The sequence below is a fragment of the uncultured Actinomyces sp. genome, from assembly GCF_963526355.1.
In the GTDB taxonomy this organism is placed as follows: domain Bacteria; phylum Actinomycetota; class Actinomycetes; order Actinomycetales; family Actinomycetaceae; genus Actinomyces.
The window spans coordinates 1-12,099 of sequence record NZ_CAUROW010000059.1 but is presented as its reverse complement, the minus strand read 5'-3'; the positions used below and the strand labels follow the sequence as shown (position 1 = coordinate 12,099).

The following is a 12,099-nucleotide window of genomic DNA, read 5'->3' as shown; positions in this document are numbered from 1 at the left end:
ACCGCTACGCCTTCATGACCGGCAACACCACCGAACTTGAAACCATCAGCGAAGAGCGATGCGAATTCTGCCAATCCACCATCAATGACGCCAATCAAATCCACAACAGAGGTGGTTGGGCAGACAAATGGCAGCAAGAAATTGTAGACATAACATACTACGACAGGCTGGAGGGCTATGACTACAATAGAATAAAAGTAGTCGTCAATTATGGGATTATGACCTCGTACTACGGAGATGGGAAAAATTCGACCACCTCTGACCCTGTCGAGGGACAGGAAATGAATTTCGGAGTCCACTACATCAACGGCACATGGAAGGTTGGGGCCGTCGAGGTGGTAGCGAAATGAATATCAGGCCACACAAAATCGCAATAATTGCCGCACTATTACCACTTCTTGCGGCCTCGCCCTTAAGGGCAGAAAATACTGACGATGCCCCACCAGGACTGCAAGTGGGGGCGAGAAATGTTGATGGTGGAAGTCAGGCCTATGGCGAGGTGACCGAGACCATCCCTCAGGAAGGTGCGCCGGACTCCGGTGGAGTACCGTCTCAGGAGAATCCGACCGTGACGGCGTCGGATCCGTCGATGTGGGAGGAGCAGCCTCACCGGGGCTGCTCAACAGAGAAAGACGACAACGGGTTGGCCAAGTACGCATGCCATCGTAAGCAGCTGCGTCGACTTTCCCAGCCCGAGCAGCCCGCCGCCGGTGGTGGTCCCCAGACGGTCACGATCACCACCCGCCAGGCGGCCACGCTCATCGCCTCCGGCTCGGGGATCACCCGCCAGCCCCCAGGGGCGAAGGTCGTCATCTCCAAGGCCTTCATCGTCTACACCGACCCCAGCCCCCACTACCAGACCACCACCATCCTGGGCACCACCGTCGAGATCGAGTTCACCCCCATCTCCTACACCTGGAACTGGGGCGACGGCACCACCACAACCACCACCGACCCCGGAGCCCCCTACCCGAACCAAACCGTCACCCACCACTACAAGCACACCGCCCAAGACGTCACCACTACCCTCACCACCACCTGGACCACCCGATACCGCCCCCAAGGAGACACCGACTGGCGCACCATCGACGGCACCATCACCACCAACGAGACCTCCACTCCCTACGACCTAGTACGCATCATCACCTACCTCACCGACGACGCCGAACAAGCCCAAGGCCACTAAACCCACCCAGCCCCCAGGGGTCCGTCCCTGTGGTGGGCCCCGATTGAGCCCCGCCATCTCAGATACGCCGAGGTGAGCGGGCCTCCTACAGCCGAACACCCCTCCATATCCAGAAGTCAGGCACCCAACACCACCGGTACCCGACGCCGCAGGCACCCATCAGGCGGAGGCTCCAGACGCCCAGGCCCTCATACCACCGTCGAGGCTGAGGAGTCGACCGGCGTAACCGGTTGCCCTCAGTGCCTCAATGGCCCGGACTGAGCGCACCCCAGCGGCGCACACGACCACCGTCGGCCGGCTCGGGTTGAGCTCACCCATCCGTGCCACTACCTCGCGCAGCGGAATATGCCGGGCGCCAGCCATCGGTTCAAGCGCCACCTCGACGTCCTCGCGCACGTCCAGCAGCGCCGGCGGCTCGACGCCCTCCAGGAGCCTTCTCAACTCGGCGGCGGAGATGATGTCCGTTTCTGCCCCTGACCCCAGGACCTCACCACTTCCCTGAATCCGGCAGGACGCAGCGGATCCGGTTTCGGAACACCCGCTCTGCCGGCGGGAGTCGCCCCCGGAGCCATGGGCCTGCGACCGCGCATCGGCGTCAGGAGTCCGGGGGAGTGCGCAGGCATCAGCCTCCGTGACCAGCGCGGTGATAGTCGGGTTCTCCCCGCACACCGGGCAACCCGGGTTCTTCGCCACGGCGATCTCCCGCAGCCTTCCACCCCAGGCATCAAGCATCGCCAGCCTCCCCAGCAGCGGCTCGGCGCCGCCGATCACCAGCTTGAGCGCCTCGGCGGCCTGCATCGTCCCGATGATCCCCGGCAGCACCCCCAGCACCCCGGCCTCCGCGCAGGAGGGCACCGAGCCCGCGGGCGGCGGAGCGGGGTGCAGGCACCGGTAGCACGGGCCCCGGCGCGCGTCGAAGACCCCCACCTGCCCGTTGAAGCCCAGCACCGCCCCGTGTACCAGCGGCAGCCCCAGCAGGACGGCGGCGTCATTGACCAGATACCGGGTGGGGAAGTTGTCCGTCCCGTCGACGACGACGTCCCAACCGCGCAGCAGCCCCAGGGCGTTCTCAGTGGTCAACCGAGTCCGGTGGGTGACGACCTCGACATCGGGGTTGAGCGCCCGAATCGCCTCGGCCGCCGAGTCCACCTTGGGACGCCCCACGGCAGCAGCGGTGTGGATGACCTGACGCTGCAGGTTGGAGACGTCGACGTCGTCGTCATCGATGAGGCCGATCGTGCCCACCCCGGCGGCCGCCAGGTACAGCGCCGCCGGCGCCCCGAGCCCACCGGCGCCGATGAGCAGGACCCGGGACGCGCGGATGCGCTGCTGCCCCACGACCCCCACCTGCGGCACCAGGGCATTGCGGTGGTAACGCTCCAGCTCATCGCGGCTCAGCGGCCGCAGACGCTCCTCGGTGATGATCGAGCCTCCGTCGCTCCCGTTCGCTGCATTCATGACGTCCTCCTCTTCCCTCCTCGAACGCGTGGCGGGCGCTCAGCTCCGACGGGCGACAACACGCACCTGCACCGCCTTGATGGCACAGAGGATCTCCTGGCCCTCGGTGATGCCGAGCTCGGCCACCGCCCCTGCGGTGACCGCCGCCGACAGGTACTGCCCCTCCTCCAGCTCCAGGCGCACGCTCACCAGTGCGCCCGAGCGATCCAGCCCCATCACTCGGCCGGTCAGGACGTTGCGGGGGCTGCCGTGCGGGGCCTCACGGTAGAGAGCGACGGCGTCGGGCGGAACCAGTGCGACACCAGGGGCGCCGGGGCGGAGATCCTCGTCGTGATCATCCCGCTCTTCCCGTTCGCCGGCGCGGACACCTTCAGCATCCTCCTGCGGGCGGCCGTGAACGACCCGTCCCGACGGCAGCCGCAGCCCCGGAGCTCCGGTCTCGCCGTCGATGACGCCCGTGAGAACGGACGTCCCAGTCAGATGGGCGATGAAGTCCGAGCGCGGTGCGGACAGGACCCTCGCTGTCGGCCCCTGCTCTACCACGAGACCTCGCTCCAGGGTGACGACATCCTCGGCCAGCGCCGTCAGATCCAGGACGTCATGGGTCACCAGCAGCAGCGTCAGCCCCTCCTCGGCGCAGCGGTGCGCTACCAGGCGGCGCATCTCTTGACGAGCGGTCACGTCCAGCGCGGACATCGGCTCGTCCAGGACCAGCAGGCGCGGGCCCGTTGCCAGTGCCCGAGCCAAGGCCACACGGGCCGCCTGACCGCCCGATAGCGCGCTTCCTGAGCGTGAGGTCAGGTGCTCGGCGCCGACGGCGGCCAGCTCGGCCCGAGCCCGACGGGTCGCCTCGCCGCGGCTCACCCCCTGGCAGCGCAGCGCGAAGACCACATTGCCCAGCACCGACATGTGGGTGAAGACCCCCGGGTCCTGGCTGAGCAGTGCCACCTGGCGACGCCCTGCCCGCACGAAGCGCCCGGGGCCGTCCAGGACTCGTTCGCCGAGCACTACGCGGCCGTTCTCGGCGTCCAGCAGACCGGCCACCACGGAGCAGACCGTCGACTTTCCTGAGCCGTTGGGCCCCACGAGCGCTACCGTGCGCCCGGCCTCCACCTCCAGATCGATCGCCACGCCGCGAGCCGCCAGCTCGAAGGAGACCTGGAGCCCCCAGCCGGGCCCAGTGCCCTGAAGCGGCGCGGCGGAAGCGGCAGTCGTGGAGGAGGAGTCATCTCCGTTGGACTCGTTATTCGAGGGGAACTCGGAAGACGGGGAGACCTTCTGACCGGCTCGGCCCAGGGGGCCGCCCGGCAGCACACCGGTAAGACGGGACCAGTCCACGGTGGTCGCCCCGACGATGATGAAGGACAGTCCGATGAGTACGGCCGCCAGGGCCAACGACGTCGCCGTGTCCTTCTCCCGCTCCAGGTAGATGGCCAACGGCATGGTGCGGGTGACCCCCTCCTTGGAGCCGGCGAAGGCGATAGTTGCCCCGAACTCTCCCAGGCTCCTGCCCAATGCCAGGGCGGTGCCCCGGACCAGGGCCGGCGCCGCCAGCGGCAGTGTGATCTGTGCCAGGACGCGCCAGGGCCCGGCCCCGAGAGTCCGGGCGGTCGTCTCAGCCCGCTCGTCGCGGCTGCGCAGCGCCGCCTCCAGGGTGACGACCAGGAACGGCATGGAGACGAAGACCTGGGCGATGACCACCGCGGTTGTCGAGAACGCGATGGGCAGCCCCCACTGTCGCATCTGTGCCCCCAGGATCCCGCGGTTACCCAGAGTCGACAGCAGTGCGATACCGGCCACCACCGGCGGCATCGTCATCGGCAGCACCGCGAGGACGCGCGCGAACCGCACACCTGGCCAGCTTCGGGACAGCAGCAGCGCCAGCGGTACCCCCAGAACCACGCAGATCGCTGTGGAGACCAGGCAGGTGCGGATCGATAACCACAGGGCGGCCTGCGCCGACGGCGTCGCCAGCAGCCGGGGGAGCTGTCCCCAGGAGACGCGCGTCCCCATGCCCACCAGGGGCAGGACGATCGCGCAACCTCCCAAGACGGCCAGCGCAGTCACGAGGACGGGCAGGGGCGAACGAGCGGCCCGCCCGCACCTCAGGAGGGCGCGGGCGGGCCGTTGCGTCGGCTGCTGTGCGGACTGTGCAGTGGAGGACATCCGGCTCACAGGACCATGTTGACCGGATCGACCGATTCAGGCATCTGCACCGTCATGGAGCGGTCGTCTCCGCTGTGGGCTTGTTCCCCTCCGGGGAGGCCGACCCGCCGGCGGTCGCGGCCCGGGACGGGGCGCCGCTCGCAGTCGCACTGGCTCCGGCTGTGGCGCTACCGGGCGCCCCGAAACCGTACTTGGCCAGGGTCTCCTGGCCCGCCTTGCCGGTGACGGCGTCGATGAAGACCTTGGCGCCCGCGGCGTTCTCGGGGCTGGCAGTCTGGGCGATCGGGTAGTGGTTGACGACGCCGCCGTCGGGGATGTCGATCTTGTCCGCCTTGTCCTTGGCGGCCGCTGCGTCGGTGGTGTAGACGATGCCGGCGTCGGCCTCTCCGGACTCGACCTTGCCGCGCACGTCGGTCACCTTCTGCTCCTCGGAGGCAGGGTTGAGGGTGACGCCCAGGGCAGTGGTGAGCTTCTGGGTGGCCTCGCCGCAGGGCACCTCCGGGGCGCAGACGACCAGGTTGGCGCCATCCAGCGATGAGTCCAGTCCGGTGATCTTCTTGGGGTTTCCCTTGGGGACGATGAGAGTCAGGACGTTGGTGGCGAACTCGGTCTGGTCGCCGACCAGCTTCTGGTCCGCCGCGTCCTTCATCGTGGAGTTGTTGGCGGTGGCCAGGACGTCGGCGCTGTTGCCGCCCGCCAGGGAGGACACCAGGTCCTGGGAGCCCTGGAAGTCGAAGGTGATGTCGAGATCCGGGTTGTCCTTCTCCACGGTCTTCTCGATCTCCTCGAAGGCACCCTGGAGGGAGGCGGCGGCCAGGACGGTGACCTTGCCGGTGGCCTTCTCGGCGCCGGCGGAGGCGCTTGAGGAGGCGGTGCCCGAAGCGGCGCCGGTAGAGCTGTTGGATGCGGAGCCGCCGCAGGCGGCCAGGGAGACGGCGGAGAGCAGGCTGACGGCGGCGATGACCGCACGGCGGGTGATACTCATGCGTGTCCTTTCGCGATGGTGGGAGGGGCCGGTTCAGGCGCCCTGGGACGGAGTGACGTCGTTGACCCCCTGGTTGCCGGTGCCCTGGGTCCGTACCGGGGTCCAGCCACGCGAGGTCCGGGCGGTGGAGGTGGCCCCTTCACGTGAACGGTAGACCACGTAGGGGCGGTTCACGTAGCCCACGGGCGCTGAGACCGCGTGGACCAGGCGGGTGAAGGGCCAGATCGCCAGGAGCAGGAAGCCCGCGACGACGTGGAGCTTGAAGGAGACCGGCACGTCGGCCATGAGCTCGGGGCGCGGCTGGAGGACCAGCACCGAGCGCAGCCAGGGGCTGATCGTCTCGCGGTAGTCGTAGCCGTGGGCGTCGGCGAGCTGGTTGAGGACCGTGGCGGCCGAGCCCAGCAGGACCGGGACGATGAGAAAGCAGTACATGACCAGATCGTTGCGGGTGGTGGCCAGGCGCACGCTCTTGATGACGACGCGCCGGTAGATGAGCCCGGCCAGGCCCAGAATCGTCATGATGGCCGCGAAAGTGCCCATGTAGGTGGCGCCCAGGTGGTACATGTGCTGGGAGACGCCCAGCATCTCGGTGACGTCCTTGGGCACCAGGAGGCCGATGACGTGGCCGCCCATCACCATGAGGAAGCCCAGGTGGAACAGGGGGGAGGCCAGGCGCAGGATGCGCGACTCGTTCCACTGCGAGGAGCGGGAGGTCCAGCCGAACTGGTCGGTGCGCCACCGCCAGATCATGCCTGCCACCAGCAGCACCAGGCTGGCGTAGGGCAGGGCCACCCACATGAGGTTCTGCTGAATCGGGCTCATGTCATGCTCTCCTGGCTGCTCGTGAAGGGGGAAGGATCGGCGACTGGTGCCGAGCCCGGCACGGCGGGTGCACCGGACAGGTTCGGGTTGCGCACGGGAATGGTCGGGAAGGGCAGAGTGTCGGTGACGCCGACGGTCTCGGTGGGCGGACCGGCCGCCACGAGGGCACGCACGCGCTCGGCGGTGGCCTCGTCGATCCGCGGCAGGGTCATCGAGACGGCCTCCACCAGCCCCGCGTAGGGGGAGGCGGCATCGGCCAGGGCGCTGCGCAGCACCTCGATGCCCTCGCGGTGGGAGGACAGGAGCGCACCGGCCACCTCGTCGCCGCTGCGCGCGGACAGCTCGAGGACCACCGGCAGGTAGTCGGGCAGCTCGTCGTTGGCCATCTCGTAGCCGGCCGCAGCCAGCGCCTGCTTGAAGGCCAGCAGCGCCGCGCCCCGGTGCCGGGTGTCGCCCACCGTGTAGTACGTCAGGTACAGGCAGCAGCGCCGACGCCGGTCGAAGACCTCCACGTAGTGCTCGGCCATGGCGCGCTCGCCGCGGCGTCGGGCCTGAGCGATGAACTCCTCCAGGAGGACGGCCACCTCCGCCGGCAGCGTGGCCAGCTCCGCCTCGACGGCACTCAGGCGCGTCTCCAGGGTGCCCTCGGTCGGGTAGTCCAGCAGCAGCGAGGCCGCCATGTGCACGGTGGCTCGCTGAGAGGGGCCCAGGGGCACCTCGGGGGGCGCCTCCAGGACCTGGGGGGCGCGGACGAAGGAGACCATCTCAGAGGTCCCTGGGGGCCGCGACCGCGGGACCGGTCGACGTGGCCCGTGCGGGGGAGTCGGCCACCTGGGCCCGCCCCACCGGTTGGGGCACGCCGACCTCCGGCATTCCCGGGCCGGCAGCCGGCACCGGCTCGCGGCGCACGGTCGGCAGCGGCAGGCTCACCGGGCCGTTGTTGACGCCGCCGGCACCGCCCTGACCGTGGAAGGAGGCGACGTCGGGGTGGCAGCCGGCCGGCGCCCCCTCGCCCAGGAGGGTCTTGACGTCGTTGCCCATGGACTCCATGCCGCGGGGGACCTCGGGCTTGGCGGTGGGGATGACGTAGCGGTCGTCGTACTTGGCGATGGCCAGCAGCCGGTACATGGCCTCCAGCTTCTTGCCGTCCAGACCCACGGCGGCGGCGATGGCCGGGTCGGGCTCGCGGCCCAGGCGCACGTCGCGCATGTGGGAGCGCATCGCGGCCAGCCGCCGCAGCACGAGCTCGACCGTGTTGGTGTCACCGGCCGTGAACAGGCCCGCCAGGTACTCCAGCGGAATGCGCATGTCGGAGACGGCCGTGAGCAGCACCTTGTAGTTCTCACCGTCCAGGCCGGCGGCCGCGACCTCGTCGACGACCGGGGAGAGCGGCGGGATGTACCAGACCATCGGCATGGTGCGGTACTCGGGGTGCAGGGGCAGAGCCACCTCGTAGGTGTCGATGAGGTCCCAGATGGGGGAGGCCTGAGCCGCCTCGATCCAGTTGTCCGGGACGCCCTCGGCTCGCGCACCCGCCACGACCTCCGGGTCGTGGGGGTTGAGGAGGATCTCGCGCTGGGCCATGTAGAGGTCCTGCGGGTCCTTGACGGCGGCGGCCTGCGAGACGCGATCGGCGTCGTAGAGGAGGACGCCCAGGTAGCGCAGGCGGCCCACGCAGGTCTCCGAGCACACGGTGGGCTCACCGACCTCCAGGCGCGGGTAGCACAGGGTGCACTTCTCGGCCTTGCCGGTGGCGTGGTTGAAGTAGACCTTCTTGTAGGGGCAGGCCGACACACACATGCGCCAGCCGCGGCAGGCGTCCTGGTCCACCAGGACGATGCCGTCCTCGGTGCGCTTGTACATGGCGCCCGACGGGCAGGCGGACACGCAGGTGGGGTTGAGGCAGTGCTCGCAGATGCGCGGCAGGTAGAACATGAAGGCCGACTCGATGTCGGTGCGCACCTTCGTGCTCATCGCCTCGATGATCGGGTCCTGCTGGAGGGTCTCCATAGAACCGCCCAGGTCGTCATCCCAGTTGGGACCCCACTTGATGGTGGGCATGTACTCGCCGGTCAGCTGGCTCTTGGCCCGGGCCACCGGCAGTGCCGGGGAGTCCTTGGGGGCCGAGAGCAGACGGTCGTACTCGTAGGTCCACGGCTCGTAGTAGTCCTCGACCGTGGGCATCTCCGGGTTGGCGAAGATGTTGACCAGGCGGCGCAGGCGCCCGCCCGAGCGGGGCCTCAGGCGCCCCGAGGCGGTGCGCTCCCAGCCGCCGCGCCAGGTGTCCTGGTCCTCCCACCCCTTGGGGTAGCCGACACCGGGGCGGGTCTCGACGTTGTTGAACCACATGTACTCGGTGCCCTCGCGGTTGGTCCAGGCCTGCTTGCAGGTCACTGAACAGGTATGGCAGCCGATGCACTTGTCGAGGTTCATCACCATTGCGATCTGGGCCATGACCTTCATCAGAACGTCACCTCCTGGTTGCTGCGGCGACGGATGAGCGTGACCTCGTCGCGGTTGTTGCCCGTGGGGCCGATGTAGTTGAAGGCGTAGGACAACTGCCCGTAGCCGCCGGCGAAGTGGCTGGGCTTGAGCACGATCCGGGTCAGTGAGTTGTGCGTCCCGCCGCGCCTGCCGCTGGACTCGGTCAGCGGGGTGTTCATGGTGCGCTCCTGGGCGTGGTGCATGAAGACCATGCCCTCGGGGATGCGGTGGGAGACGATGGCGCGCGCCGCCACGATGCCGTTGCGGTTGTACGCCTCGCCCACTCGTTGTCCTTGACGCCGATCTTGTCCGCGTCCTGGGGGCTCATCCAGATGGTCTGGCCTCCGCGCCCCAGGGTGAGCATGTGCAGGTTGTCGAAGTACTGGGAGTGGATCGCCCACTTGTTGTGCGCGGTGATGTAGCGCACCGCGACCTCCGCCGTGCCCGCCTGGCTTGTGGACACCGAGCCCGGCGCGGCCTCCCCGTACAGGGCGTGGAAGTCCAGCGGTGGTCGGAAGATCGGCAGGGACTCGCCCATGTCCCGCATCCAGTCGTGGTCGAGGTAGTAGTGCATGCGCCCGGTCAGGGTGTGCCAGGGCTTGGCGTGCTCCACGTTGACCACGAAGGCTGAGTAGCGCCGCCCGCCGTGCTCGGAGCCGGACCACTCCGGGGAGGTGATGACTCCCTGGGGCTTGATCTGGGTGTCTGCGAAGGAGATGAGTTTGCCGGCCTCCTCCTCGCTGAGCTCGACCAGCGGGGTGCCGGTGCGCTTGGACAGCGTGTCCCAGCCCTCGGTGGAGATGCGCCCGTTGGTGGTTCCCGACAGCGTGAAGATCGCATCGGCGGCGCGGATGTCGGTGTCGAGCAGTGGCCGGCCGGCGGCCGCGCCGTCGGAGGAGACCCCGTGGTTGCGGGCCAGGCGCTCCACCTCCGGCCCGGGCTTGAGCATGATGCCCTTGCAGGGAAGCCCCAGCTTCTCGGCCAGGGGGCCCAGGGCGTCGAACTTGGCCCGGATCTGGGTGTAGTCGCGCTCGGTGGGCACCAGCTTGGGCATCGTCACCCCCGGCACCCACTCCTGGGGCAGGGCCGAGACATCACCGTGCGCCATCGTCAGGGCGTCGGGAGTGTCGTGGGTCAGGGGTGCGGCGACGACGTCGGTCTGGGTGCCCAGGTAGCGCGGCGCCCAGGCGGAGATGAGCCCGGCCAGGGTCTGGAAGACCTGGAAGTCGGTGCGCGCCTCCCACGGCGGGTCGATCGCGGCATTGAAGGAGTGCACGAAGGGGTGCATGTCGGTCGAGGAGATGTCGTGCTTCTCGTACCAGGTGGCCGCGGGCAGGACGACGTCGGAGTGCAGGGTGGTGGAGGTGTTGCGGAAGTCCGCGGTCCACATGAGGTCGAGCTTGCCGACGGGGGCCTCATCGCGCCACGTCACCGAGGCCGGCCGCTGCTCGGGCGGGGTCTCGACGGCGTTGACGTCGTTGTCCGCGCCCACCATGTGGCGCAGGAAGAACTCCGTGCCCTTGGCCGAGCTGCCCAGCAGGTTCGTGCGCCACGAGCACAGGATGCGGGGGAAGTTCTCGGGGGCGTCGGGGTCCTCGCAGGCGAAGCGCAGCTCACCGGATCGCAGCTGCTCGACGACGTAGTCCTTGGGGTCCATGCCCGCCTCGGCGGCCTGCTGGCCCAGGAGCAGCGGGCTGCGGTTGAAGGTGGGGTAGGACGGCGTCCACCCGCGCTTCATGGCCTCGACCATCGTGTCGGTCGTCGTCTTGCCCGCCAGGGTCCCGGGCCCGAGCGGGGAGGCCAGGCGCTCGGCGGAGGTGGTGTCGTAGCGCCACTGGTCGGTGGTGATGTACCAGAAACCGGTGGAGATCATCTGCCGGGCCGGGCGGTGCCAGTCCAGGGCGAAGGCGTACTGCTGGAAGCCGCTGAGCGGGCGGACCTTCTCCTGACCCACATAGTGGGCCCAGCCACCGCCGTTGACGCCCTGGGTGGCGCACATGGAGGTCAGCGCCAGGATCGTCCGGTAGATCTGGTCGGCGTGGTAGTAGTGGTTGATGCCCGCGCCCATGACGATCTGGGAACGACCGCCGGACTCCACGGCGTTGAGGGCGAAGTCGCGCGCCACCTGGATGATGGCGGGGCCCGGCACGCCGGTGATCTCACTGGCCCAGGCCGGCGTGCCCGGGACGGTGGCGTCCTGGTAGTCCTCAGGCCACTCACCCGGCATGGACGGGCGCTCGACGGCGTACTGGGCCAGGAGCAGGTCATAGACGGTGGTGACCAGACGGTCGCCGATACGGGTGACCGGCACACCGCGACGCACGACGCCGCCGCCCACAGAGCCCTCGGGGGTGGAGGAGCCGGGCAGGTCGAAGCGGGGCAGGAGGACCTCGGCGGCCTGGACCTGGGGGCCCTCGCCGTGCAGGTCCAGGATGCTCATGACCGGGTCGAGGCCCTCCATGAGCAGGTTCCACTTGCCCTCGCCCTCGGGGGCGAAGCGGTCGGCCAGGGTGCCGCCGGGGTCGGCCGGACCGCGCCGGCGGTCCCACACGAGGGGGCGGAACTCGTTCTTCGGGGCACCGGTGGCCACGCCGTCGACGTCGGAGGCTGTTACGAAGCGGCCGGGCACATAGCCGGTCCCGTCGGGGGAGGCCTCCAGTCCGATGAGGAAGGGGGAGTCGGTGTGACGGCGCATGTAGTCCAGGAAGAAGGGCTCCTGGCGCTTGACGTGGAACTCGGTCAGGATGACGTGACCCATGGCCTGGGCAAGGGCGCCGTCGGTGCCGGGGGCCACGCGCAGCCACTGGTCGGCGAACTTGGTGTTGTCGGCGTAGTCGGGGGAGACGGCCACGACCTTCTGCCCGTGGTAGCGGGCCTCGGTCATGAAGTGGGCGTCCGGGGTGCGCGTCAGCGGCAAGTTGGAGCCCCACATCATGAGGTACTGGGAGTTGTACCAGTCGCCGGCCTCGGGGACGTCGGTCTGGTCGCCGAAGACCTG

The 12,099-nt window shown here is 69.0% G+C and carries 8 protein-coding genes and 1 pseudogene; 2 read left to right on the top strand and 7 right to left on the bottom strand.

Going from position 1 to position 12,099, the window contains the following annotated elements; genetic code table 11:
* The coding region (locus tag RWR81_RS10210; RefSeq protein ID WP_314457440.1) for a DUF6318 family protein at positions 1-350 on the top strand (350 nt) is incomplete at its 5' end.
* Between the two features lie 218 nt (positions 351-568).
* Positions 569-1,186 carry a zinc transporter gene (locus tag RWR81_RS10205; protein ID WP_314457439.1) on the top strand — a complete coding sequence of 206 codons (618 nt, stop codon included), beginning with the start codon at positions 569-571 and terminating at the stop codon, positions 1,184-1,186.
* Positions 1,187-1,345: 159 nt separating this feature from the next.
* Here RWR81_RS10205 and moeB read toward each other — a convergent pair whose 3' ends face one another.
* The 7 genes and pseudogenes from moeB to RWR81_RS10170 all read right to left on the bottom strand — a co-directional run.
* A complete protein-coding gene (gene moeB / locus RWR81_RS10200) occupies positions 1,346-2,644 on the bottom strand; it encodes a molybdopterin-synthase adenylyltransferase MoeB (RefSeq protein ID WP_314457438.1) in 1,299 nt (432 codons plus the stop codon).
* 39 nt (positions 2,645-2,683) lie between these two features.
* A complete protein-coding gene (gene modB / locus RWR81_RS10195; protein WP_399498382.1) occupies positions 2,684-4,810 on the bottom strand; it encodes a molybdate ABC transporter permease subunit in 2,127 nt (708 codons plus the stop codon).
* Positions 4,811-4,862: 52 nt separating this feature from the next.
* Positions 4,863-5,795, bottom strand: coding sequence for a molybdate ABC transporter substrate-binding protein (gene modA, locus RWR81_RS10190; RefSeq protein WP_314457428.1), 933 nt, complete (start codon positions 5,793-5,795; stop codon positions 4,863-4,865).
* 33 nt (positions 5,796-5,828) lie between these two features.
* On the bottom strand, positions 5,829-6,617 hold the full coding sequence (narI, locus tag RWR81_RS10185; protein WP_314457426.1) for a respiratory nitrate reductase subunit gamma: 789 nt from the start codon (positions 6,615-6,617) through the stop codon (positions 5,829-5,831).
* Entirely contained in the window at positions 6,614-7,381 is a 768-nt protein-coding gene (gene narJ / locus RWR81_RS10180) for a nitrate reductase molybdenum cofactor assembly chaperone (RefSeq protein ID WP_314457425.1), read from the bottom strand. The genes narI and narJ overlap by 4 nt, the downstream gene beginning before the upstream one ends.
* Position 7,382: 1 nt before the next feature.
* On the bottom strand, positions 7,383-9,080 hold the full coding sequence (gene narH / locus RWR81_RS10175; protein WP_314457423.1) for a nitrate reductase subunit beta: 1,698 nt from the start codon (positions 9,078-9,080) through the stop codon (positions 7,383-7,385).
* Positions 9,080-12,099: pseudogene (locus RWR81_RS10170) on the bottom strand (nitrate reductase subunit alpha); the annotation flags it as partial. The pseudogene RWR81_RS10170 and the gene narH, both read right to left, overlap by 1 nt.